Genomic DNA, 24118 nt, shown 5'->3' with positions numbered 1-24118 from the left:
CGGCGGCCTCCTATTCCTTGCGGCCATAGCGCACAACAAGCTCCGCCATCTCCAAGGCATCCGGCGTCGCAAGCTCGTCCCTCAATCCGCTGACGACGCCGCGCTGGTCGGCTGCGTTGCGGTTCTGGCTCACTTTCCACTTTCCATCGATCGTCGCGATGTCGATCTCGATGCCGATGATGCCCTTGATCTGCGAAGCGATGAAGTCCTCGGGCGCGTCGCCGACGGCCCAGGGCGCCGCACGTTGCCCCTCCTGCCCGGCGGTCAGTGCCCCGATCTGGGTTCTGAGCCAAGCGGCGTCTTCGATCACCCGCGCGGCACCACGCACCTGCACCATCGCATAGTTCCAGGTCGGCACCACCTTGCCGGTCTCGCGCTTGGTCTCGTACCAGGAGGGCGACACATAGGCATCGACGCCCTGAAAGACGACGAGCACCGGCGCGCCGTCGCGGATCGCGCGCCATTGGCCGTTGGCCTTGGCCACGTGTGCCTGCAGCCTTCCCTTTTCGCCGAAAGTATCGTCAAGTAGGAAGGGAATGGCGTTCGCGACCGGTCCGTCCGCTTCTCCGGAAATCAAAAGCCCGAGCGGGTTTTCACGGATCAGCGCGTACTGTTTGGCGAGGTCGTCTTCGATAAAATGCGGCGGCTTATACATATCGATCTCGATTTCTCGGGGCTTCGCATCGACCGGGCGTATTGGCCAAAGATCGACGCGTTTTCAAGCATTCGATCTCGTTAGCATGCCGACGCCGGGCGGTCATCCGCAGACGAATGCAAAGGTCGTCAAGCCTGCACTAAAGTTTCGCTTTGACAGAGACGACGGCAACGATTAAGGGGACCGGCTAATTAATTTCCCCTTGGAACGCCGGTTTAAACGGCAATGCCGAACTGTTGATTCGGCCATCATGAGGTTTTGACAGTGGCGAAAACGCAACTTGGAACTAAGCGTACCGATCCCGAGACCGGCAAGAAGTTCTACGACCTGAACCGAGATCCCGTGGTCTCCCCGTATACCGGGAAGTCCTGGCCCTTGTCCTTCTTCGAGGAAACTTCCGCTGCGAAGGAAGTGCCCGAGGAAGAAGAAGTGGCCGAGGTCGACGCCGAAAACACGGAAGTCGAACTGGTGTCGCTCGAAGACGCCGATGAAGCGGCCGCCGGCGACGACATCCCGGATATCGGTGACGACGACGTCGAAATCGACGGCGACGACGACGACACCTTCCTTGAAGCCGACGAAGATGACGATGACGACGACATGAGCGGCATCATCGGCGTCACCGGCGACGACGACGAAGTCTGATCGACACCATCGTCAGCCCGGCAAACGATAAAAGTTTCCCGGGCTGATGTTTTTCGGCTTGCTATCTTCAAAAACCAGAAGTAATAAGCCGCCACCCCGACGGGCAAATCGCCTCCGAAGGGTCCCAGGCCCGGTTCACGCCGGACCATCTTAGGATGGGGCTATAGCTCAGCTGGGAGAGCGCTTGCATGGCATGCAAGAGGTCAGCGGTTCGATCCCGCTTAGCTCCACCAAGTTTCTTCTCATTCCAGAATTCGCGTTGTTTTCAAACGAATAGAGCATCTCGCGGCACAATTGACTACCCACCCGCAGTACCCAATATACCGCCAGCGTGGCCCGCGTGCAGACCATTATGATTCGGGCGCTAGAGAATAATGATTCACCATAAGGCCCAGTCGGCGCTCAGTTTAGAATGCGATTCCTTGAAGGTTTGGCCTTCTGTGAGTATATCTCTTCATGCGCTCGGGAGCCTGACATCTATGGCGTCGAGACTACGGTCTCGCCCGGCGTCTACTTTCTTTCCAGTCCAGGCCTAAAGCGATCACGCGGGTGATGCACGATGCCATGCCCCGTCACGGTGCCGTTTTGCTTCGCCCTGATACGCGCCTTGATGATCGTCGCAAGGTCCGCATCCTTCGTGGAATACGCCCGGTGGATGGCACCTGCTACAAAGTCGGCAAGTTGTATGCCTATCGAGTGGCAGGAGTCTTGTAGGAGCAGACCCTCGATAAGCCGATTGTAGCCCGAGACAGTGTTTCCCGGTTTTCCTATCAGAGTGTCGTGATGTGCTCGAAACAGTCGGTCGTCGTCTCGCCCCCGGTGGTCGGCGATGATGATACCAAGGCCCTTGTTGTCCTGAAGGAAGTACTGGAATCGCTCCGTCAAAGGCTTATAGGCGAAGTGATACAGTTCCCGCTGGTTTGTCACTGAAGCGTACTCGAAGGCTGCCCCGATGTCCGTCACGCAGGCAATGACCGTGAGCGGGCTTTTCGCGATGATTTCAGCTAGCTCCACGCTAAGCGCCTTCCGTTCCTCCGCACTTCTTCCAAGCATGGGGTTATCTGCTGAGGAGTTATGCGGAGAGAAGTAGCGCCATTTCAGTTCGCCCTTCAGTCTGTGCCGTGTGGAGAAGCCCCGGATGATCTTTGCGACATCGTGCCAATCCTCATCCCTTATGATGACAGCACCCAGCGTGAAGTATGGCTGGTTCGCGTTCGGCTTTGACGGCGGGGTCCCGCTCTCATCGATAAAGCAAAGATACATCTATAGTCCGTTTAACTCCTTACCCCCAAGCATATTGCGGCGGTAGAAGATTCGAGTCTAGACCACGACTTGCTTAGACGAAATCCTTCAGCCCGGCGTTTCGGCCTCATTCCCGATGTAAACGGGGCCACATATTCGAGAGGGGTAGTTACACTGAGCACGGACGACCTTCCCCCGGTGCCCCCTAAGCGGACCCACTGGCTTACGCATGAGACAGGCCTGCGTGCGGGGTGAGACTGTTGCCCCTGCTTGCGCGAAGTGTGTGACCTCGTTGTCTCCAAAGCTTGTTGGCATCGGCTCGGTCAGGTGTCTAGACGCTGGGAGGGTAACGCTGTGAAATCTGTGAGCAATACGGAGAGGAGATAGAAGAAGCGGTGACCGAGCGAGTATTCTTACGGGAAACGTAGATTCGCGAGGAAGTTGCTAAAGCCTATGCCAAATCCGACAGAGAAGAACATTCAATTCGGCTCGATATCTTTCTCACTGGAAGACATCCGCGCCATGTTTGGCGAGCTAAACGATATAGTAAAGGAACAAGGTGAGATTGAAATCGCGCAACTAGTACGACGCGATGAACAGACGGACGAGGAGTTCTTACAGGTTAAGGCTGATCTTCGCGAAAAGGTCTTCAAGATTCTCGCCACGGTGGCCTTCGAGGATGGCTCGGCGGTGCACAGCTCTGACCCTTCGGTGGTACAGCTTGCACCCAATGGCCCCTTCATTAAGAGCATCTATGTCTCCAATCTCACGCCCTACAAAACAAACGTCGGTGTCGAGCCTGAGCATCTCTTCCAATTGTTTATTGACCTAAGACAGCCTCTCTTGCTGGACCCTGACCGGCTCGTATCTAGCCCGACCCTCAACGAGACCAACCTGAGCATCAGAGGAACCCGTGGTGGCTGGCGCGCAGGCATTGAGGAGGCGGTGCGGAAGCGCATCCGAAGAAAGCATCCGATGCGGTCCTACATTCACGGCGGGCACGTGTACGATGTATTCCTGATGATTGTGGGTCTTCCCCTTGCCTTTTATGCTTGCTGGCGAGTTTCGGGTTGGTTGAATGAGAAGCTAGCAGGTACAAGTCCAGCGGTGGTTACGGCTGGGTATCTGTACGTGGGCCTTGCCGCGCTTTGGATGTACCGCGTTTTGTTCAGCTATAGTAAGTGGGCATTCCCGATGGTGGAAATCACTGATCAGGCAACTCGCCCTTCCAAGCACCGTAAGATTTGGTGGGGACTTGTAGTCTTACTTGGAGGGAAGATATTCTGGGATGTGGCAAACCCATATGTTTCGGCCAAACTTTGGTGGCAAACCGCAATCGCATATGCAGCGCCGTAGGAGGACTCATTGCTGGCCATCACACATTCTGGGTTCACAAGACAAGACGGTGAAACCGAAATGCTACGTCGAGCACTATCCTCTAAAGGCGCACCGACCGCAAACAAGGAAGTAGCAAGCGTCATTCTCATCGGACCAGAATCCACCGCCTTTATCCACATTCGACGACATAGATCATGACCGTCATGCGGACCCTGATGGCGAATTCCGCGACTGTCAGGTCGGAAACGAGAATACCATTCTCGCCCTGAGTTCCCAGGTGGGCCACTTACGTGAACACCTCATCGTGACCGCGCCGGAGCTTGAAGACGGAGGACTGGGTACCGGCTAAGGACCGCGACTGTCGGCTTTCCAACTGCCAGATCTTTGAGCCGCCGCTCGACTGATGATCGGGTTGTGGGCCAAAACCGGAACTTCATCAAGGCAGCGGGCTTTTCCTTCAAACGCGGAGGAGAAATGCGATGAACTCGAAGTTTGGAAATAGGCTCATGGTCGCCGTGCTCGCCGTCGGTGTTTTCCTTTGCGCGGCCTACGCCCTAACCAGCGATCATCGGCACCAGATTGCTCAGCAGGAGATCTCCCATAGCTGAAGTCGGCTCGCGTGTTTCAGCAAGCGCTGCCCGCGCGTGGCATAGCCGTCAACGAGACAAGCCGGTAAAAAACAGGAGGGCGCCGTATGACGGCGCCCTCCTGTTTATCCGGCATTCCAAAACTGGGCAGTTTAAGCCCGGCGTGGCCGACTATTTGCGGCGCTTCGGGGCCGGCTGCTCGACCGCGGGCTGAGCAAGTCGCAGTGCGCGCAGCTTCTCGGTCTTCTTCTCCCGAGCCGCTGCTTCCGCTGAAACGATTGCCCGAGCCGTCGTGTCGGTCGTGGCCGCCTTGTCGCGCGGTGAAAGCTTCGCCGGATTGAAGAATTCGTCCTTAGACGCCATTGGCATTTTCTCCCTCTAGACGCTTGCCGAGCCAGATCTTAACGGGCTGGGCGAACGGCTTTCTTGGGCGCCGGCAGCAGACCCTCGCGCTGAAGCTTCTTGCGCGCCAGCTTGCGGTGGCGACGTACCGCTTCGGCCTTTTCGCGAGCGCGTTTTTCGGAGGGCTTTTCATAAGCGCTGCGCGCCTTGAATTCACGGAAGAGACCTTCGCGCTGCATCTTTTTCTTTAGGACACGAAGCGCCTGATCGACGTTATTGTCTCGTACCAGAACCTGCAAGCTTCTTTCCTTTCATGTGGCAACACGGTTGCCGGTTGATCACGGCGGAAGTTACTTCCGCACCCTGATGCTTGACGTTTTCAGCCACGATCCGCTCTGAGGCGTCGAAGCGGCCTCCTCTTTGAGCGTCGGGGCTGCAGAGTGGCTCACGTCTATATCGCTTTCGACGATGCGGCGATCAAAATTTTCGGTTTCAAACCGAACGCGATACTGAACGCTGCTGTCGGTCGGGAGAATGGCGGTAATCGTGCCAGCCCTGCCGTCTTTCTGCGTCCGCACGAATCCGTCTTTCAGAACGATATTGTCGCCGACGGCGTATCTGGGCCTAGCTGCCATTTTTTCATCCGCCGAAATTGTCTGGATAAACGCATAAAAGGCCGGGTGTAATCCCGACCTTCCCATCAGGCTCTGCGGCTGCCAGTACATCCGTGGTCAGCCGGGCCGAATGATAAATTATACCGCGCGCAGATTGTCGGCGGAATTCTTGCCGGAACGCTTGTCACGAACGAGTTCGTAGCTGATCTTCTGGCCGTCGGAGAGGCTGCTCATGCCAGCGCGCTCAACTGCGGAGATGTGAACGAAAACGTCCGTGCTGCCGTCGTCAGGCTGAATGAAGCCGAAGCCCTTGCTGCTGTTGAACCACTTTACGGTACCTGTATTCATAACGATTTCCTTTCAATCGCTAGGTAGGGCCGGCCTTCCTGACCGGCATACATCGAAGTTGAGAGGAAATCTGAAAAGGCCGGAGGGGCGGAGACAAAACTCGTCAGCAATGTTCGATGGGAACTAAATAGCCCACAAAAGCGATAAAACAATGGCAAATCGACATTTATTTCGAAAAGCGCGAAGAGAAGTTTCGGCACTTACCCGAAAAGCGCCGCGATATCCTTTGCGGGTACCGCGCGGCTGAAAAGATAACCCTGAATGTTCTGGCAGCCGGCGCTTTGAAGGAAGCTTGCCTGTTCCTCGGTCTCGACGCCTTCGGCCAGCACTTCGAGGCCGAGCTTTTGTGCCAGTGAGACGATCGCCGCGGTGATCGCCATGTCGTCCTCGTCCTTTGGAATATCGGCGATGAACGAGCGGTCGATCTTGAGGCGCGAGAGCGGGAAGCTCTTGAGCGTGCTCAGGCTGGAATAGCCCGTCCCGAAGTCGTCGAGTGCAAGGCTCACCCCAAGCTCGGTCAGTTCCACCATCTTCGTCACGGACGCCTTGACGTCACGCATGATCAGGCTTTCGGTTATCTCGATCTCGAGCCATTGCGGGTCGAGACCGCTGTCGGCAAGTGCGGCGGCTACCTGGGCCGTCATGCCCGCCTCCTGGAATTGCCGTGCCGAGACGTTGACCCCCATCCGCACCGGCGGCAGGCCCTCGTCCTGCCACGCCCTTGCCTGCGCACAGGCCTTGTGCAAGACGGCCGCGCCGAGTTCGACGATCAGGCCAGTCTCCTCCGCCAGCGGGATAAACCCGTCGGGGCTGACCAGGCCCTCACGCGGGTGTTGCCAGCGGACCAGCGCCTCGATGCCCGAAATGGTGCCGGTCTTGAGATTTTTCTGTGGTTGGAAATGGAGGACGAACTCGTCACGCTGCAGCGCCCTTCGCAGTTCCTCGGAGCGGAGAAGCTTGCGGTTGGCTTTCTCCGCCATCTCATCGGAAAACACCTCGAAGCCATCGCGGCCGTTTTCCTTGACGCGGTACATTGCCGTGTCGGCGTTGGCGAAAAGCTGCGAGGCGGTTCGCCCGTGCTGTGGAAAGCACGCCATTCCCATGCTGCAGGTCATCCGCATTTCGATATCCGCGATGGTCAGCGGCTGGGCGACGAGTTCGCGCACTGCCCGCAGTCTTTCGCCGAAGTCCGCTTCGGTCCCCTGCAGAACGAGAATGAATTCGTCGCCGCCTATGCGGGCCACCAGGCCATGCTCTCCGGCGGCCGCGACGATACGTCCCGCAATGATCTTCAGGAGCATATCTCCGGCGGAATGCCCGAGGCTGTCGTTGACGAGCTTGAAGTTGTCGAGGTCGAGGAAGCCGACGGCGACCGACTGAGAGCTCGCCTCTGCCCAGGCGAGGATCTCCTCGAGCTTCTGGTCGAGAAGCGAGCGATTGGGGAGTTCGGTAAGGCTGTCGTGCTGGGCGAGAAAGCGGATCCGCTCTTCCGCAAGGCTCCGGTCTATCGCGATACCCGCCATTCGCGCCACACCAACGACGAACTCCCCGAATCCGGTATACGGCTGTTCGACCGGTAGTGAGATCGCCAAAAAGCCGTGGCACTCCCCGGAAGACGAGGGAATTTCGACGCAGCGGAAAAACTTGCGAGAATCGAGAAAATCCGCCGCAATCCGCTCTGCCTGCACGCCGAGGCTCTCATCTGGCTCGAAAGGAATGTGTCTGCCGGCGAGCGTCTCGAACGACGGAGCGGCCGCGACGTAAAGCTCATGCCCAGACGGCGCCTTCAAGAGGACGGCCGCGCGAGCGTCCACTGCCGCTCCCTCGAGCAGAGCCGCAAGATCGGTCAGGAGCCGCGGGATCGCCACCGCCGCGACGATCAACTCCAGAATCTTTGTCTGCGCCTCGACCAAGCGCTCGGAAGCCTTGCGGGCGGAAATGTCTCGCGACGCGCCAACGACGCCGATGATATTGCCCGCCTGGTCCCTCAGCGGCACGCGCGAGATCATCAGCCAGCGGTCCGGGCCTCCACGCAGGGCGCGTTCCTCATATCCGAGGTCTGCCTCTCCCGTTGCCATGACGCGATTCTCGATCGCGGAGATCGCGGACGCGGCCTCATGATCAAACAGGTCGAACTCTGTCAGCCCAACCATATCCTCGAGCTTGTCGAACCCATTGCCCCGGACCACCGCCTGGTTGGCAAAAAGGAAGCGGCCTTCCAAGTCTTTCGCATACATGTAGTCGGGGACGTGATTGGCCATCGCCTCGAGCCAGAAATAGCGCTCCGACAGCGCTGGCTCATGGGCGCGCAATCGATCGGCCGCCGCCCGAAGGTGCGACGAGAGGGTCTGCGAATTCACTTCTTCGCTGCTTGCTGATTTCAGCTCGCCGGCATCCGCTTCAGGCACGACAATCCACTCCCACATTCGACAATGCCGATTATGTTAGGGAGTTCTTACATCCAGGTGAATCGTTCGACTGCCGCGAAGGCAACGGCACGATATTGTACTATTTTTCGCCGCCTGGCGGGCATGAACCGGGGACGCTCCTCGCGTCAAACCGAAGCAGCGGCAGCAAGTTGACGGGATTTTGGGGATACTGACCTTGCGAGCTTTTTCGCCGACGCCGACGCGCGAACGGAAATGCTGCGCACGCTCTCAACGCTTTTCAGGATCTTGAGGATCTGGCGGGCTTCTTCGTCAGCCATGCTCGACATTTCGACACCGCCGATCCTCGCTGCGCTCTGGGTGGCCTCATCGACGATGCACCATCCATCGTTTTCCATACGTAGACTGTAAGACACCATGTCTCGCCTCTCGGTCTGGTCGCAATACTAGGCAGCAAATACAATTGTCGGTGAGGAAGCCATTCCGCAAAAGGGAGGTTAGGCGATCTGCAAAAAGGCGTAGCCCTCTATCTCGCCATCCGTGCTTCCCCAGAAATGCGTGCTCTATTTTGCGGAGAATGCTACTCTCGAGACCCGGAGGAGAAGATGGATAAAACGCTGATCCAGCGCTTGACCGAATGCGCCGAGGAGATCGAGGAGTGCTCGCAGCGCATCTCCCGCATCCGCGCCGGTGAAATCCATCATCAGGCCCGATTTGGCGATGGCCCCTGGATGGACGTCACCGCGGCGACGCTCGCTCACTACGAGCGTCTGCTCGACACCTTAAAATATTTCGCCGGGGAGCTCCGCCGGCGCATCAACAGCGGTGAAAGCTGAAAACGGCCGTCTCGATTTCGCGCCCCGAAGTTCGAAAAAGCGGCGTAGCACGCCGACTGAGACGCTGCTTTCTCGAAGATCACTCAAACGTTACCTTAGCGTGAGCGGTTAGAGCCGCGTGCGGCGGCCCGCTAATCCATCTAGGCTAGTTGACGCTGCGTAAGGACAGAATAGCTTGAGGCCGTTCTTGACCTCCGCGGATGGGAACCACCGGTACGATTGTTTAGTTGCGTAGTCGTATCGGTGCCTCGCGGTCGGGGAACAATTCACGCGCGTCGCCGTTGTTTTACGGATCGCGTTGGATACCCCCCGCCCGCAACGGTGCGACCCTGGCGCCCCCTCGCCAGTTTCCCACGCGGTCCACGTTCAAATGATCTCCTCTCGACCCCGCTTCGGCGGGGTCTTTCTTTGATCTCCGCACGCGCCGAACGCCCCGATCCAGCGGACTCCATCGTACGCCTGCCTAACCCATAGGGATGTGGCTTTACGCCTGGGAACGGAGATCGGTGTTTTTGGCGGACGGAATCGGTAAAGTTGCATGTCCTCTTGTAATGTGTTGCGACCAAAGTGGGCGGAATCCTGAGGCCGAAACCGCACTGTCGCGTCATTGAAAGGGGCTTTGCGGAAAAATGCGTCCCGTTCCGCACAATTATTCGGGAATTGCCGCGTCAACGGCTATCGATCACGCATTTCGCCGCAATGGTAGCCCGAAATGCTGAATTGTCTTCAGCGGCGTCTTGCCGTTTACTGACCAAGTAAGGAAGAGGCCCAGGGGCGATTGGGCTCTTCCCGGGCGGCTGGCGTAGTTAGCGCAGTCGTCGGAATGCGGCTCCTTCAACGAACTTATTGCGATGTCGCCGCCTGTTAAGGGCGACGCTCGTTGCGTTGATCGAACGGGTTTCGATATGCTGTGCATGCCGGTCGTTAATGCGTAAAGCACGGGACACCGGGTAAGGCTGGGGACGGAAGGATCAGCGTTGCGATGGACATTGACGCGGCGCTGATCCTTTTTGCTTTGATGCTACCTTCGTCTTCGCCATCTCACGAAATTCGCCGAACCTTGAGCACATCGCCGCACGCTCGTGCAGCGACCGCCGCTTTGCCGTTGACGCGAATCTGCTAGAAAAGGCCGATCGTCACCGGAGAACGGCTCTTGTTTCTGCTCTCGAAGCTTGTCTGGATCATCGGCCAGCCGCTCTCACTCGCCTTTTTTCTCCTGCTTGCCTGCCTTGCGGCCTTGCTGCTCCGGTGGCGGTTTGCGGCGCTTGCGAGCGGTGGCGCGGCACTCCTGATCCTGTTCGTCGCCCTCTACACCACGGTCGGTGCCTATCTGGTCCAGGGGCTGGAGGAGCGATTTCCGAGACCCGCTGCGGATCCCAATGAGCTTGCTTGCATGATCGTGCTCGGCGGCGCGTTCGAGACTGACGTCACGACGGCGCGCGGCGGCTACGAGTTCAACGGTGCCGCCGACCGCTTCGTGGAAGTTTTGCGCCTGGCACAGAAGTTTCCGAGTGCCCGGATCGTCGTTTCCGGGGGCGACGGTTCGCTGACAGGGCGCTATGAGGGGGACGCGGTGATCTCCGAACGGTTCTTTTCGGCCTTCGGCGTAGGTGCTGATCGGCTGCTCAAGGACGAGACATCGCGCACGACCTTCGAGAATGCCGAAAACACAAGGCAGCTGCTTGCCGGCAAGGGTCTTTCGCACTGCCTGCTGATCACATCCGGCTTCCACATGCCGCGTTCGATGGGCATTTTCCGCAAGCTCGGCATCGATGTCGTGCCATGGCCGGTCGACTACCGCTCGACGGGTGACGAGGGTCTCGGCATCGACCTCTCCCAGCCTTCGCAAAACGTCCAGCTGCTATCGACCGCCATCCGGGAATGGATGGGGCTCGTCGGCTACTATGCCGCCGGCCGCACATCCGCACTCTATCCCGGGTAGCGCCGTCCGCTGGTGCCGAGGCTTGGCCCTGCTATTTCTTCGATATCGTCACGAATTTGGTGCCCCGCACGCGCACCGTCATCTCGCAGGGGTCGCCCTCGCCCCGGTCGCAATATTGCGGCGCCATCTTCATCACCAGCACCATGTTGCCGAAGCGCTGGATGAAGTCGTAGCTGAACATGTGCGCCGTCGCGACCATGAAATAGCCGCCCTCGGCGACCTGGAGGTAGAAATTGTAGGTGCACCCCTCGTCGGTGCAGTCGGGGCCTTTTTCACCCTTGCAGGTGATGACGCCCTCGTTGACGACCATGTCGACCAGGCCGTCGTTGTTTATATCCCGCGGTGTTGCGAAGTCGTCGCCGAAGGTGGTGTCAGCCCCGCATCGTTTCAGGAAATGTTCCCTTTCGAATGCCACAGGATCCGGCAGTAGCGGTTGCGCCGCTTGCGCGGCAACGGGCATGATCACCAGCGCGATGGCGTTCAGGATCACGATCAGCAGGGACTTCACGGCAATTCCTCTCGACCGCCAGCGAGTCGCGCCGGCAAAACGGCACCATTTAGCGCGCCACTGCTTGCGCCACCCTTGCCGCCCCGCAATCGTTCCGGCAATTTGCCCCGAACCCCCTGTCGTGGAGCCCATCATGTCGCTGCTTGCATTTCTGGACTACGCCGGCGTTGCCGTCTTCGCCGCGACGGGCGCGCTGTCGGCTTCGCGTAAGCAGCTCGATCTCGTCGGCTTTCTGTTCCTGGCGGCCGCGACCGGGATTGGGGGTGGAACGGTCCGGGATCTGGTACTCGGGAACATACCGGTTTTCTGGGTCGTCAACCCCACCTATATCCTCGTCTGCGCCGCGATCGGCGCCGTGGTCTTCTTTACCTCGCATCTCGTGGAATCGCGTTATCGGCTTTTGATCTGGCTCGACGCGGTGGGGCTTTCGGCCTATTGCGTCATGGGTGCGGCCAAGGGGATGGCGGCAACCGGGTCGCCCACAGTCGCCATCGTGATGGGCGCGATGACCGCGACCTTCGGCGGCGTTCTTCGCGACCTGCTTGCCAGCGAACCGTCCGTCCTGCTGCGTCCGGAAATTTATGTAACAGCGGCGATCATCGGCGCTAGCGTTTTTACCGCTGCAAGTGCCTCGGGCCTGCCGCTCCCCCTTGCCTCCGCACTCGGCGTGATCGCGGCATTCGCCGTGCGCGGCGGCGCGCTGTTCTTCGGCTGGACCCTGCCGAGCTACAAGCCCCGGCCGGGCCGGCATCCGAACGATGTCATGTGAAAATGGGGGGCGGCCGCTCAGCGGTCCTTGCGGCGAAGCCGGATGACCACGTCGACATGGGCGATCTCCATGCCCGGCGGTGGCTCCGGCAAATTGGCGATCGTGAGCGTGCTGATCGGGATGTCGAGCACTTCGTTGTGCCCCTCCACGAAGAAATGGTGATGGTCGGAAACGTTGGTGTCGAAATAGGTCTTGGAGCTTTCGACGGCGAGCACGCGGATGAGGCCGGCTTCCGTAAACTGGTGAAGAGTATTGTAGACGGTGGCAAGCGAAACGGGCACGCCGGCGGCGACGGCCTCCTCGTGAAGTTCCTCGACGGTCAGGTGCCGGTCACCCTTGGCGAACAAAAGATCGCCCAGGGCAACCCTCTGCCTCGTCGGCCTCAGCCCGGCTGTGCGCAGCCTCGTCTCTATGGCGATTCCGGCGCCTGCCGTCATCCGCACGTCTCCAAATTCCCGCGATCCACAAAACTTTACCTGAGCATATAACTTTTACAGCCAGCGCTTTCAATAGTTTCCGTGGGGACAAGAACGCCCGAGAACCTGGAAAATAGGGGTTTTGACGCATTTTGATCTGGCAGGCACCTTGGCCTTCCTGTATGCGACCACCAGATAGAGTAGAGCGTCGGCATTATCTCCTCGAACGGGTAAGCCACGCTTGCGCTTCAATTTGCGTGAATCTTGAAGTAAAGCTTCACCATCCAACGGCGTCGATGCGGGGGAAACGGGATTTTCATGAAAACGAGACAGTCGAGTTTCAATTATGAAGAGATACTGAGCTGCGGTCGCGGCGAGCTTTTCGGCCCCGGCAATGCGCAGCTGCCGCTTCCTCCGATGCTGATGGTTCACCGGATCACGGACATTTCCGAAACCGGAGGCGCGTTCGACAAGGGCTTTATCCGCGCCGAGTACGACGTGCGTCCCGACGACTGGTACTTCCCCTGCCATTTCCAAGGCAATCCGATCATGCCGGGCTGCCTCGGCCTTGACGGCATGTGGCAGCTGACCGGCTTCTTCCTGGGCTGGCTCGGAGAGGAAGGCCGCGGCATGGCACTTTCCACCGGCGAGGTGAAGTTCAAGGGCATGGTTCGCCCGCACACCAAGCTCCTTGAATATGGCATCGACTTCAAGCGCGTCATGCGCGGTCGCCTTGTCCTTGGCACTGCCGATGGCTGGCTGAAGGCGGATGGCGAGACGATATACCAGGCAACCGACCTTCGCGTCGGCCTGTCGAAGGAAAAAGCTGCCTGAACCGCGGCACGCGGCACGCAGCGAATTGAGAGAAGAGGTCATCCACATGAGACGGGTTGTTGTCACGGGACTGGGCATCGTTTCCTCCATCGGGAACGATGCACAACAGGTCACGGGTTCGCTGCGCGAGGCGAAATCGGGCATCACGTTTTCGAACGATTTCGCCGAGCACGGCTTCAAGTGCCAGGTCTGGGGCGCGCCGAGCATCGACACCACCGACATGGTCGACCGTCGCGCTGCTCGCTTCCTGTCCCAGGGCGGCACGTGGAACCACGTCGCCATGAAACAGGCGATCGCCGATTCCGGACTTGAGGAAAGCGACATCAGCAACAACGAGCGAACCGGCATCATCATGGGTTCGGGCGGCCCTTCGACCCGCACGCTGATCGAGGCCGCCGAGATCACCCTGAAGAACAACAGCCCGAAGCGCATCGGTCCCTTCGCGGTGCCGAAGGCGATGTCTTCGACCGCGTCGGCAACGCTTGCCACCTGGTTCAAGATCCACGGCGTGAACTATTCGATCTCGTCGGCCTGCTCGACCTCGGCGCACTGCATCGGCAACGCGACCGAAATGATCCAGTGGGGCAAGCAGGACGTAATGTTCGCCGGCGGCCACGAAGATCTCGACTGGACGATGTCCAACCTCTTCGACGCCATGGGGGCGATGTCCTCCAAGTACAACGATACGCCCTCGACCGCCTCGCGCGCCTATGACGTTTCCCGCGACGGTTTCGTGATCGCCGGCGGCGCCGGTGTTCTGGTGCTCGAGGAACTGGAGCACGCCAAGGCCCGCGGCGCCAAGATCTATGCCGAAATCACCGGCTACGGCGCAACCTCTGATGGCTACGACATGGTCGCGCCCTCCGGCGAAGGTGCGGCACGCTGCATGCGCCAGGCGCTGGCGACCGTCAAGGGCGACGTCGACTACATCAACACCCACGGCACCTCGACGCCGGTCGGCGACAGCAAGGAGATCGGCGCCATCCGCGAGGTCTTCGGCGACAGGATCCCGCACATTCAGTCGACGAAGTCGCTGACGGGCCATTCGCTGGGTGCTGCCGGCGTGCAGGAATCCATCTATTCCCTGCTGATGATGCAGGCCGGTTTCATCGGCGAAAGCGCCCACATCACCGAACTCGATCCGGAATTCGCCGGCGTGCCGATCGTGCGCAAGCGCATCGACAACGCCAAGATCGACATCGCCCTTTCCAACTCCTTTGGCTTCGGCGGCACCAACGCTACGCTCGTCTTCCAGCGCTATAACGGATAAGCCAATGACCGGAATCATGCAGGGAAAGCGCGGCCTCATAATGGGCGTCGCAAATAATCATTCGATTGCCTGGGGCATTGCAAAGGCGCTGGGTGCGCAGGGCGCCGAGTTGGCCTTTACCTACCAGGGCGACGCGCTCGGCAAACGCGTCAAGCCGCTGGCGGCCGAGGTCGGCTCCGACTTCCTGCTGCCCTGCGACGTCGAGGACATCGCCTCGGTCGATACGGTCATGGAGGCCTTGAAGACGCGCTGGGGGAAACTCGATTTCCTCGTGCATGCCATCGGTTTTTCCGACAAGAACGAGTTGAAGGGCCTCTACGCCAACACGACGCGCGAAAACTTCACCCGCACCATGGTGATTTCCTGCTTCTCCTTCACGGAGATCGCCAAGCGCGCCGCCGACCTGATGGCGGACGGCGGCACGATGCTGACGCTGACCTATAACGGCTCGACGCGCGTCATTCCCAACTACAACGTCATGGGTGTCGCCAAAGCGGCGCTCGAGGCCTCGGTGCGCTATCTTGCCGCCGACTACGGCCCGCGCGGCATCCGCGTGAACGCCATTTCCGCCGGCCCGATCCGCACGCTCGCCGGCGCGGGCATTTCCGACGCGCGCGCCATTCTCTCCTGGAACCAGCGCAACGCGCCGCTGCGCAAGACGGTTACGATCGATCAGGTCGGCAGCTCGTCGCTCTATCTGCTGTCCGACCTTTCCGCCGGCGTCACCGGCGAGATCCACCACGTCGATTCGGGCTTCAACATCACCTCGATGCCGACACTGGAGACGTTGACCAGGGCGGATGTCGACTAACGAGCCGCAAGCTTTCCTGCAATAGTTTTGGAAATACGAATGGCGCGGACCGAGGTCCGCGCCATTGTTTTTTGGTGTCTGGCAGGTCCGCCATTTCGGCAACCCGCAGGGGCTCGCCCAACAGTGTAGGGGGTTGTTGCTACTTGCGCGCCCAAAGCACCTTGTAGCGGGCGTTGCGGCAGGTCTCGCCGTGCTCCTTGAAGTGGGCAGCCAGCACCGGTTCGTAGGGCAGGCCGCGATTGGCGACCAAAAGCAGGCGCCCGCCGCCGCGCAGCGCCTGCGCTGCCGTCTTGATCATCGCCTGGCCAAGCGAAGGTTCCGCGGCATGCCCTTCGTGGAAAGGCGGGTTCATGATCACGAGGTCGTACTTGTCCTTCACCGGCTCGCCGGCCAGGTCGTGCCAGAAGAAACGCACTGGCGCCTTGGGGCAATTTTCAGCGAGATTGGCTTTCGCGGCTTCCAGCGCCGCGTGATTGGCTTCGTAGAGGTCAAGCCGGCCGATCCCCTGCGAACGCTTCGACAGTTCCACGGAAAGGTAGCCCCAGCCGGCGCCGAAATCCGCGGCATCGCCGGTAAAGTCGGTGGGCAGGCGCGAGGCGAGGAGTTCCGAACCCGCATCGATACGGTCATGCGAGAACATGCCGGGCGAAGCCGTGAACCGGCCGTCGACGCGAACCGGCGACTTCGCGAGCGCGGCGACGATCGTGCCGGCTTCCTCGGGCTTTAGGAACCAGAAGGCGACGCCGTGATACTTCGGCATGTGTTCGACATCGAGGCCGAGCGCTTCCATGCGCTTGCGAAGCGGCTGGACGCCATCCTCCTTGCCGCCCGCGACGACGATCAGGCCACCTGTTCTGACGCGGCCCAAGGCTTCGGCGATTTGCGCCTCGTTCTCGCCCTTGTGCTTGGTGAGCAGTACCAGCGCGCCGTCATAGTCCTCGCCCTCGATGACAGGCGTCACAGCGACACGCTGGGCCTGCAGCTGGCGATGAAACGACCGCAGCGGCTGAACGGCTGAGAGTTCCGCCCCAAAGCCGTCGGGCAGCGAAAACCCGGCTTCGGCGCCGAGGAAGAGAATACGCTCGCCTTCGCCGGGCACTGCCACGGTGCCGGAAGCAAAGGGGTAGAAAAGGGTCTTCAGGGCGTCGCGGCTCATCGGTTGATCTCTGGGCTTCGTGTCGGGAACGGGCGTAAAGAAAAAGGGCGCGGATACCTCCGCGCCCTCCAGATAGGCAAGAAGGCGCGGCTTACTCGGCCGCTTCGTCCTTCTTCTTGTCGGCGGCGATTTCCTGGCCGGTCGCCTGGTCGACGACCTTCATGGACAGGCGGACCTTGCCGCGCTCGTCGAAGCCGAGCAGCTTGACCCAAACCTTCTGACCTTCCTTGACGACGTCCTGGGTCTTCGCAACACGCTCGGAGGCGAGCTGCGAGATATGGACGAGGCCGTCGCGGGCGCCGAAGAAGTTGACGAAAGCGCCGAAATCGGCGGTCTTGACGACCGTGCCCTCATAGATCTGGCCGACTTCCGGCTCGGCGACGATCGAATGGATCCACTTGCGGGCGGCTTCGATTTCCTTGCCCGAAGAGGAAGCGATCTTGACGGTGCCGTCGTCCTCGATGTTGATCTTGGCGCCGGTCTTTTCGACGATTTCGCGGATGACCTTGCCGCCCGAACCGATGACTTCACGGATCTTGTCGACCGGGATGTTCATGACTTCGATGCGCGGGGCGAATTCGCCGAGCTGGCCACGGCTCTCGGTGATGGCCTTCGACATTTCGCCGAGGATGTGGGCACGACCGCCCTGTGCCTGGCCGAGAGCGACCTTCATGATCTCTTCGGTGATGCCGGCGATCTTGATGTCCATCTGCAGCGAGGTGATGCCGTCGGCGGTGCCTGCGACCTTGAAGTCCATATCGCCGAGGTGGTCTTCGTCACCGAGGATGTCGGAGAGGACGGCGAAGCGATCGCCTTCCAGAATGAGACCCATGGCGATGCCGGCAACCGGCTTTGCGAGCGGAACGCCGGCGTCCATCAGAGCGAGTGAAGTGCCGCAGACGGTCGCCATCGAGGACGAGCCGTTCGACTCGGTGATCTCGGAGACGACGCGCAGCGTGTAGGGGAACTGCTCAACCGTCGGCAGCATCGGACGGATAGCGCGCCATGCGAGCTTGCCGTGACCGATTTCGCGGCGGCCCGGGGAGCCCATGCGGCCGGTTTCGCCAACGGAATAGGGAGGGAAGTTGTAGTGAAGCAGGAAGCGCTCCTTGTACATGCCCGTGAGCGAATCGACATACTGTTCGTCTTCGCCGGTGCCGAGCGTCGCAACGACGATCGCCTGGGTTTCACCGCGGGTGAAGAGCGCCGAACCGTGCGTGCGCGGCAGCAGGCCGACTTCCGAGACGATCGGGCGAACGGTTTCCAGATCGCGGCCGTCGATACGGCTCTTGGTGTCGAGGATGTTCCAGCGAACGATCTTGGCCTGCAGGTGCTTGAAGATGGCGCCGATGACTTCGGCGCTGTACTTCGGCTCGACGCCTTCCGGGAAGAAGTGAGCCTTGACCTTGGCCTTGACGGCGTCGACTGCAGCGTAGCGCTCGGCCTTCTGGGTAATCTTGTAGCCTTCGCGCAATTCGGCTTCGAAATGCTTCAGCATTTCGGCTTCGAGTTCGGAATGGTCTTCCGGCTGGAAGTCGCGGGGTTCCTTGGCGGCAACTTCGGCGAGCTTGATGATCGCGTCGAGAACCGGCTGGAAGCCGCGGTGACCGAACATCACGGCGCCGAGCATGACGTCTTCGTTCAGTTCCTTGGCTTCGGATTCAACCATCAGAACGGCGTCGTGCGTGCCGGCGACGACGAGGTCGAGGGTCGACTCGTCCATCTCGTCGAGATGCGGGTTGAGAACGTATTCGCCGTTGATGTAGCCGACGCGCGCGCCGCCGACCGGGCCCATGAAGGGAATGCCGGAGAGCGTCAGCGCAGCGGAAGCAGCAACCATCGACAGGACGTCCGGGTCATTTTCCAGATCGTGCTGGACGACGGTGACGACCACCTGGGTGTCGTTCTTGTAGCCTTCCGGGAAGAGCGGGCGGATCGGGCGGTCGATCAGGCGGGAAACCAGCGTTTCCTTTTCCGACGGACGACCTTCGCGCTTGAAGTAGCCACCGGGAATCTTGCCGGCGGCGTAGGTCTTTTCCTGGTAGTTGACGGTAAGCGGGAAGAAATCCTGGCCCGGCTTCGGCGACTTGGCCGAAACGACGGTGGCGAGAACGACGGTCTCGCCGTAGGTTGCCACGACGGCGCCATCGGCCTGGCGGGCGACCTTGCCGGTTTCGAGCTTCAGCGGGCGGCCGGCCCACTCGATTTCAACGGTGTGGATATCGAACATGTCTTGTCCTTCAAGGCGGGACTGCGCGCCGTCGCAAATCAAAGCGCTGCGCACGGTCTACCGCCGTCAGTGTGAACCATCATGGGCAAGACAACGGGAGGCTTTCGGGGCTTCCGCTTGGAAACCGGCCGAGGCGAACGGGCCTCGGCGAAAGCATCCGGCAATCCTGCCCCATGACAGGTCAACGGTTAGGTTTGGCGGAACCGGCCCATCCGGTCCGCCTGCCCGTTCCAAACCGCACAAAGCGGATAAAACGAACGGCACGGGGCAACTGTGCCCCCGATAGGCGACCGGCGGGCGCTCGATCGAACGCCCGCCGGATCATTCATTAGCGGCGGATACCAAGGCTCGCAATCAGCTTGCTGTAGCGGCCTTCGTCCTTCTTCTTGAGGTAGTCAAGAAGCGAGCGGCGGCTGGAAACCATCGTCAGGAGGCCACGGCGGGAGTGATTGTCCTTCTTGTGGTCCTTGAAATGGCCGGTCAGGTTGTTGATACGCTCGGTCAGGATGGCAACCTGAACTTCCGGGGAGCCGGTGTCGCCTTCGACAGTGGCGTATTCCTTGATCAGCGCAGCCTTGCGCTCAGCAGTAATCGACATCGGATGTCCTTTCGATGAGAGGAAATAGGTCGCCAAACGCCGGGATGTCGTCCAGCATTGGCCGCGAATGCAATCGGGACCCGCCCGATGCTGGCGCTGCCTATAAACCATTCGTGGGATAAAGGGAAGAGACTCCCTTTCTTATAAGGTCGAGCGCCATTTTGAACGGCAGCGAATCTGTTCTCCCCCACGGAGAGACCAGCGACTCAAACGAAAACCCGCTTCGGGCGGAACTCGCCTTCGCCGATTTCGCCGATGGCGACGAGCTTGCCCCGGGCGGTCGCATAGGCTTCGCTCTCGGCGACGGGCGCGTCGCGGCCGCGTACGAGGATCGGGTTGCCCATCTTCAGCCGGTGGGCCTGGTCGTCGGTGATGGCGAGATGCGGCAGCGCCGACAGCGCCTCGCTGGTGTCGATAAGCAGCGCGTCGAGGGCGGCAAGCCGCGCGTCGGCGTCCTCGATCGTCTCAAGCTCCAGGAGCTGTGCCAGCGGCACCATGCTCTCCTCGGCGAAGGGCGCGACGAAAGTGCGGCGCAGCGAGGCGATATGGCCGAAGCAGCCGAGATCGCGGCCCATGTCTCGCGCGATCGAGCGGACATAGGTGCCCTTGCCGCACTCGATCTCGAAATGCGCCAGATTGGGCGCCGTGCCGAGCAACGACAGACGGAAGACTTCGACCTCACGCGAGGGAATATCGACAATCTCGCCGTCGCGGGCCAGATCATAAGCGCGCTCGCCGGCGATCTTGATGGCCGAAAATTGCGGCGGCACCTGTTCGATGACGCCGGTATATTTCGGCAGCAGCGCGCGGATATCCTCCTCCGTCGGCCGCTTGTCGGACGATTGCGTCGCTTCGCCTTCCAGGTCGTCGGTCGAACGTTCCTCGCCCCAGGCGACGGAAAATTCGTAGATCTTGCGGCCATCCATGACGTAGGGAACGGTCTTGGTGGCATCGCCGAGCGCGATCGGCAACATGCCGGAGGCGAGCGGATCTAGCGTGCCGGCATGGCCCGCCTTCTGCGCCTTGAACAGCCATTTGATCTTGGAAACGGCTTCGGTCGAACCGAAATCGATCGGCTTGTCGAGAATCATCCAGCCCGAGACCGGGCGGCCCTTGGGTTTGCGTGGTTTGGACATCACGTCTCTTCTTTTGAGCAATTCCAGGAAAAGTGTGAAGCGGTATTCCGTCCGGAATTGCGTGAAACAAATAGGCAGAGCGGATCCGCGATCGAAGAAAGCAGATCTGTTCTAGTTGTCGTCGCCGTCGTCGGCATCGAGATCGCGGCGGACCTCGGGCGAGCGCAGCAACTCGTCGATCTTCTTGTAATTGTCGAAGCTGGTGTCGTCGCGGAAGCGGACTTCCGGCATGTACTTCATCTGCCGGAGCTGCGGCCCGAGCCGGCCGCGAATGTATTTCGAGTGGCGGTTCAGCGCGTCGATGATGGCTTCGTGGTCGGAAACGCCGAGCGGCGTCACATAGGCGGTTGCGATCTTCAGGTCGGGCGACATGCGCACTTCCGAAATGGAGATCACCGTGCGCTCGATGACGTCATCGCGCACTTCGCCGCGCTGCAGCACCTGCGTGATGGCGGCGCGCACCTGCTCGCCAACGCGCAACATGCGCTGCGAAGGCGCGGAAGATGTTGATTTGGTCATGGTTGTTCCGTTTGCGGCGTCCCCTGGACGCGATAAAGCGGCTCACATGACTCCATCCGGCCAAAAGGTCAAGGCTTGCCCGTCATCGCCATCTCATACGGGGACCGATTCATGGCGCTCCACCGCCCAAAACGAAGAAACCGCCGGCAGGGCCGACGGTTTCGATGTTTCGCGGAACGATGTTCCGATCAGAGCGTGCGCGTGATGTGCTCGACGCGGAAGCACTCGATCGTATCACCGGCGCGGATGTCCTCGTAGTTCTCGAAGGCCATGCCGCATTCCTGGCCGACGTGCACTTCGGAGACTTCGTCCTTGAAGCGCTTGAGGGTCTTGAGCTTGCCTTCGTGGATGACGACGTTGTCGCGAACCAGGCGGACACCGACGCCACGCTCGACCTTGCCTTCGGTAACGCGGCAACCCGCGACCTTGCCGACCTTGGTGATGTTGAACACCTCCAGGATCTCGGCATTGCCAAGGAAGGTTTCGCGGCGCTCGGGCGAGAGCAGACCGGACATCGCCGCCTTCACGTCATCCACGAGGTCGTAGATGATGTTGTAGTAGCGGATCTCGATGCCCTGACGCTCGGCGAAGGCACGCGCCTGCGCGTTGGCACGGACGTTGAAGCCGATGATCGCGGCGTTCGAGGCTTCCGCCAGCGAAACGTCGGACTCGGTGATGCCGCCGGCACCCGAATGCACGATGCGGGCACGAACTTCGTCGGTTCCGAGCTTGTCGAGCGCGCCGGAAATGGCTTCGATCGAGCCCTGCACGTCACCCTTGATAACCAGCGGGAATTCCTTGAAGCCGGTATTCTGCAGCTGCGTCATCATCTGTTCGAGCGAACCGCGCTGACCCGACTGGCGGGCAGCGGCCTTGTCGCGGGCGAGACGCTGACGGTATTCGGAGATTTCGCGGGCGCGGCTTTCGCTTTCGACGACCGCGAACTTGTCACCGGCAGCCGGCGTGCCCGAGAGGCCGAGAACCTCGACCGGCATGGCCGGTCCTGCTTCCTTGATATGCTCGCCCTTGTCGGTGACCAGAGCGCGCACACGACCCCACTGATCGCCAGCGACGACGATCTGACCGGGGCGCAGCGTGCCCTTCTGGATGAGCACGGTTGCTACCGCGCCGCGGCCGCGGTCGAGCTGGGCTTCGATGACCGTGCCTTCCGCGGTGCGGTTCGGGTTGGCCTTGAGGTCGAGAATTTCGGCTTGCAGCAGGATAGCTTCGAGCAGCTTGTCGAGGTTGGTGCCGTTCTTGGCGGAAACTTCCACGTCGAGCACTTCACCGCCCATGGATTCGACGAAAACCTCGTGCTGGAGGAGTTCGGTGCGAACCTTCTGCGGGTTTGCCTCGTGCTTGTCGATCTTGTTGATCGCTACGATGATCGGCACGCCGGCCGCTTTCGCGTGGTTGATCGATTCGATCGTCTGCGGCATCACGCTGTCGTCGGCGGCAACCACCAGGATCGCGATATCCGTCGCCTGCGCTCCGCGAGCACGCATTGCGGTAAACGCGGCGTGGCCGGGAGTGTCGATGAAGGTGATCTTCTGGCCGTTCTGCTCGACCTGGTAGGCGCCGATATGCTGCGTGATGCCACCGGCTTCGCCGGCAACCACGTTGGCATGACGCAGGGCGTCGAGTAGCGAGGTCTTGCCGTGGTCTACGTGGCCCATGATGGTGACGACAGGGGGACGCGAAACGAGTTCGCCGTCCTCGTCGGACACGTTGAAGATGCCGAGTTCGACGTCGGACTCAGAGACGCGCTTGACCGTATGGCCGAATTCGCCGGCGATGATTTCGGCCAGATCGGCGTCGATGACGTCGCCCGGCTTCATCATCTGACCTTCCTTCATCAGGTACTTGATGACGTCGACAGCGCGCTCGGACATGCGCTGTGACAGTTCCTGAATGGTGATGGTCTCAGGCAGGGTGACTTCGCGAACAACCTTTTCGCGGGTTTCCTGCATCTGGCTGCGGCGGAACTTCTCCTGCCGGCGGCGTATGGAAGCGAGCGAGCGGCCGCGCGCGTTGCCGTCGTCATCGACGTTGGCGGTCGTCACGGTCAGCTTGCCGCGGCGGCGTTCTTCTTCCGTCTTCGGACGGGTCACGGGCTTTGCCGGCTCGGCGCGGACGATCTTGCCGCGCGGTGCACTACCCGGGCGTGCCGGGCCGCGATCGTCTTCTTCGGTCTGCACCGGACGACGTCCGCGCGCATCGACGGTCGAAAGCGTCGGACGAGGAGCTGCCGGGGCAGCCGCATCCGGACGGCGAGCGGTCGGTGCTGCAGATGCTGCCGCTGGACGCGGTGCCTCGGCGACGACTGGCGCAGCGGGCTGACGCTCTTCCGCTGGGACGGGCGGGCGTGCGGCCTCCTCGGCGGCGAGGCGAACGGCTTCCGCTTCCTCGGCGATCCGGCGCTGTTCATCTTCTACCTTGCGGCGGGCCTCTTCCTCGGCGCGGCGCACCGCATCGGCGGCATCGCGGACCTGAGCCTCGGCGAGCGCGCGGCGGCGGGCATCCATCTCATCGGCGGAAAGGTGGTTGAGCACGACCGGACGCGACGGGCGATCCTGACGCTGCTGAACCGGCTGCTGCGGCCGGCCCTGCTGGCCGCCCGGCTGATGAATGCGCGGTGGGGGCTGCACGGGACGCGCCGGCTGCGACACAGTCTCGGCCGCATGGACCGCCGGTGCCGCGCCCGCAACCGGGTGCAGCGGCTTTTCGTCTTCGGGGCGATGTGGCCGGCGCTTGCGGGTCTCGACTACGACCGCCTTACTGCGACCGCGACCCATATCCTGGCGCACGGTACCCTGATTCACGCCTGACGGTTTCAGGGTGAGGGTTTTCTTCGTGACACTCAGCGTCTTGTCGTCTTTGTTGTCGGTCATTCCGTTCCTGTTCCTTCGGACAGGGCGATGACGGACATCAGACC

25 protein-coding genes and 1 tRNA gene are annotated in these 24118 nt (G+C 60.8%); 10 read left to right on the top strand and 16 right to left on the bottom strand.

Annotated features, from left to right (window positions below; genetic code table 11):
* Positions 1 to 10: 10 nt before the first annotated feature.
* A complete protein-coding gene (locus tag AB4048_RS19365) occupies positions 11 to 655 on the bottom strand; it encodes an FMN-binding negative transcriptional regulator (RefSeq protein ID WP_442203611.1) in 645 nt (214 codons plus the stop codon).
* A 264-nt stretch (positions 656 to 919) separates the two neighbouring features.
* Here AB4048_RS19365 and AB4048_RS19360 point away from each other — a divergent pair, with 264 nt between their 5' ends.
* Together AB4048_RS19360 and AB4048_RS19355 are read left to right on the top strand one after the other, a co-directional pair.
* Positions 920 to 1300 carry a TIGR02300 family protein gene (locus AB4048_RS19360; protein WP_442203610.1) on the top strand — a complete coding sequence of 127 codons (381 nt, stop codon included), beginning with the start codon at positions 920 to 922 and terminating at the stop codon, positions 1298 to 1300.
* Positions 1301 to 1457: 157 nt separating this feature from the next.
* A tRNA-Ala gene (locus tag AB4048_RS19355) sits at positions 1458 to 1533 on the top strand.
* 277 nt (positions 1534 to 1810) lie between these two features.
* On the opposite strand, the gene AB4048_RS19350 is transcribed toward AB4048_RS19355, so the two are convergent.
* Positions 1811 to 2563: a DUF3800 domain-containing protein gene (locus tag AB4048_RS19350; protein ID WP_442203609.1), complete on the bottom strand. Its 753-nt coding sequence runs from the start codon at positions 2561 to 2563 to the stop codon at positions 1811 to 1813.
* Between the two features lie 432 nt (positions 2564 to 2995).
* Here AB4048_RS19350 and AB4048_RS19345 point away from each other — a divergent pair, with 432 nt between their 5' ends.
* Positions 2996 to 3898, top strand: coding sequence for a hypothetical protein (locus AB4048_RS19345; protein ID WP_442203608.1), 903 nt, complete (start codon positions 2996 to 2998; stop codon positions 3896 to 3898).
* A 461-nt stretch (positions 3899 to 4359) separates the two neighbouring features.
* Complete coding sequence (locus AB4048_RS19340; protein WP_442203607.1) at positions 4360 to 4488, top strand: hypothetical protein; 129 nt, start codon at positions 4360 to 4362, stop codon at positions 4486 to 4488.
* A 150-nt stretch (positions 4489 to 4638) separates the two neighbouring features.
* On the opposite strand, the gene AB4048_RS19335 is transcribed toward AB4048_RS19340, so the two are convergent.
* The 6 genes from AB4048_RS19335 to AB4048_RS19310 form a co-directional block, all read right to left on the bottom strand.
* Positions 4639 to 4830 (bottom strand): hypothetical protein, encoded by a 192-nt coding sequence (locus AB4048_RS19335; protein ID WP_442203606.1) that lies wholly within the window; start codon positions 4828 to 4830, stop codon positions 4639 to 4641.
* A 38-nt stretch (positions 4831 to 4868) separates the two neighbouring features.
* On the bottom strand, positions 4869 to 5108 hold the full coding sequence (gene rpsU / locus AB4048_RS19330) for a 30S ribosomal protein S21 (protein ID WP_442203605.1): 240 nt from the start codon (positions 5106 to 5108) through the stop codon (positions 4869 to 4871).
* Between the two features lie 51 nt (positions 5109 to 5159).
* Complete coding sequence (locus AB4048_RS19325) at positions 5160 to 5534, bottom strand: cold-shock protein (protein ID WP_442203604.1); 375 nt, start codon at positions 5532 to 5534, stop codon at positions 5160 to 5162.
* Between the two features lie 27 nt (positions 5535 to 5561).
* On the bottom strand, positions 5562 to 5771 hold the full coding sequence (locus AB4048_RS19320) for a cold-shock protein (RefSeq protein WP_442203603.1): 210 nt from the start codon (positions 5769 to 5771) through the stop codon (positions 5562 to 5564).
* Positions 5772 to 5971: 200 nt separating this feature from the next.
* Complete coding sequence (locus AB4048_RS19315; RefSeq protein WP_442203602.1) at positions 5972 to 8197, bottom strand: putative bifunctional diguanylate cyclase/phosphodiesterase; 2226 nt, start codon at positions 8195 to 8197, stop codon at positions 5972 to 5974.
* A 128-nt stretch (positions 8198 to 8325) separates the two neighbouring features.
* Positions 8326 to 8478, bottom strand: coding sequence for a hypothetical protein (locus AB4048_RS19310; RefSeq protein WP_442203601.1), 153 nt, complete (start codon positions 8476 to 8478; stop codon positions 8326 to 8328).
* Between the two features lie 285 nt (positions 8479 to 8763).
* Here AB4048_RS19310 and AB4048_RS19305 point away from each other — a divergent pair, with 285 nt between their 5' ends.
* Entirely contained in the window at positions 8764 to 8994 is a 231-nt protein-coding gene (locus AB4048_RS19305; protein ID WP_442203600.1) for a hypothetical protein, read from the top strand.
* 1153 nt (positions 8995 to 10147) lie between these two features.
* On the top strand, positions 10148 to 10936 hold the full coding sequence (locus AB4048_RS19300; RefSeq protein WP_442203599.1) for a YdcF family protein: 789 nt from the start codon (positions 10148 to 10150) through the stop codon (positions 10934 to 10936).
* Positions 10937 to 10967: 31 nt separating this feature from the next.
* Here the strand turns inward: AB4048_RS19300 and AB4048_RS19295 are convergent, their stop codons facing one another.
* Complete coding sequence (locus tag AB4048_RS19295) at positions 10968 to 11444, bottom strand: hypothetical protein (RefSeq protein ID WP_442203598.1); 477 nt, start codon at positions 11442 to 11444, stop codon at positions 10968 to 10970.
* Positions 11445 to 11577: 133 nt separating this feature from the next.
* Between AB4048_RS19295 and AB4048_RS19290 the strand changes: the two genes are divergently transcribed.
* Positions 11578 to 12213 carry a trimeric intracellular cation channel family protein gene (locus AB4048_RS19290; RefSeq protein WP_442203597.1) on the top strand — a complete coding sequence of 212 codons (636 nt, stop codon included), beginning with the start codon at positions 11578 to 11580 and terminating at the stop codon, positions 12211 to 12213.
* Positions 12214 to 12230: 17 nt separating this feature from the next.
* Here the strand turns inward: AB4048_RS19290 and irrA are convergent, their stop codons facing one another.
* Positions 12231 to 12650 (bottom strand): iron response transcriptional regulator IrrA, encoded by a 420-nt coding sequence (gene irrA, locus AB4048_RS19285; protein ID WP_442203596.1) that lies wholly within the window; start codon positions 12648 to 12650, stop codon positions 12231 to 12233.
* A 297-nt stretch (positions 12651 to 12947) separates the two neighbouring features.
* Between irrA and fabA the strand changes: the two genes are divergently transcribed.
* From fabA to fabI, 3 genes are read left to right on the top strand one after another with little or no spacing between them, the layout of a single operon-like run.
* On the top strand, positions 12948 to 13463 hold the full coding sequence (gene fabA / locus AB4048_RS19280) for a 3-hydroxyacyl-[acyl-carrier-protein] dehydratase FabA (RefSeq protein ID WP_442203595.1): 516 nt from the start codon (positions 12948 to 12950) through the stop codon (positions 13461 to 13463).
* Positions 13464 to 13509: 46 nt separating this feature from the next.
* Entirely contained in the window at positions 13510 to 14733 is a 1224-nt protein-coding gene (gene fabB / locus AB4048_RS19275; RefSeq protein ID WP_442203594.1) for a beta-ketoacyl-ACP synthase I, read from the top strand.
* Between the two features lie 4 nt (positions 14734 to 14737).
* Positions 14738 to 15544: an enoyl-ACP reductase FabI gene (gene fabI / locus AB4048_RS19270; protein ID WP_442203593.1), complete on the top strand. Its 807-nt coding sequence runs from the start codon at positions 14738 to 14740 to the stop codon at positions 15542 to 15544.
* A 139-nt stretch (positions 15545 to 15683) separates the two neighbouring features.
* On the opposite strand, the gene AB4048_RS19265 is transcribed toward fabI, so the two are convergent.
* The 6 genes from AB4048_RS19265 to infB all read right to left on the bottom strand — a co-directional run bounded on the left by AB4048_RS19265 (position 15684) and on the right by infB (position 24074).
* Positions 15684 to 16700, bottom strand: a complete 1017-nt coding sequence (locus AB4048_RS19265) for a class I SAM-dependent methyltransferase (RefSeq protein ID WP_442203592.1) — start codon at positions 16698 to 16700, stop codon at positions 15684 to 15686.
* A gap of 91 nt (positions 16701 to 16791) precedes the next feature.
* A complete protein-coding gene (gene pnp / locus AB4048_RS19260; protein ID WP_442203591.1) occupies positions 16792 to 18930 on the bottom strand; it encodes a polyribonucleotide nucleotidyltransferase in 2139 nt (712 codons plus the stop codon).
* A 328-nt stretch (positions 18931 to 19258) separates the two neighbouring features.
* On the bottom strand, positions 19259 to 19528 hold the full coding sequence (gene rpsO / locus AB4048_RS19255; protein ID WP_442203590.1) for a 30S ribosomal protein S15: 270 nt from the start codon (positions 19526 to 19528) through the stop codon (positions 19259 to 19261).
* Positions 19529 to 19734: 206 nt separating this feature from the next.
* Positions 19735 to 20664, bottom strand: a complete 930-nt coding sequence (gene truB / locus AB4048_RS19250) for a tRNA pseudouridine(55) synthase TruB (RefSeq protein ID WP_442203589.1) — start codon at positions 20662 to 20664, stop codon at positions 19735 to 19737.
* A gap of 111 nt (positions 20665 to 20775) precedes the next feature.
* Positions 20776 to 21183 (bottom strand): 30S ribosome-binding factor RbfA, encoded by a 408-nt coding sequence (gene rbfA / locus AB4048_RS19245; protein ID WP_442203588.1) that lies wholly within the window; start codon positions 21181 to 21183, stop codon positions 20776 to 20778.
* Between the two features lie 188 nt (positions 21184 to 21371).
* Positions 21372 to 24074, bottom strand: a complete 2703-nt coding sequence (infB, locus tag AB4048_RS19240; protein ID WP_442203587.1) for a translation initiation factor IF-2 — start codon at positions 24072 to 24074, stop codon at positions 21372 to 21374.
* Positions 24075 to 24118: the final 44 nt, after the last annotated feature.

The sequence above is a fragment of the Rhizobium sp. RAF56 genome, from assembly GCF_052113965.1.
Taxonomy (GTDB): domain Bacteria; phylum Pseudomonadota; class Alphaproteobacteria; order Rhizobiales; family Rhizobiaceae; genus Rhizobium.
Note: the sequence above shows the minus strand (reverse complement) of the source record. Positions and strands in the feature narration are given on the sequence as shown.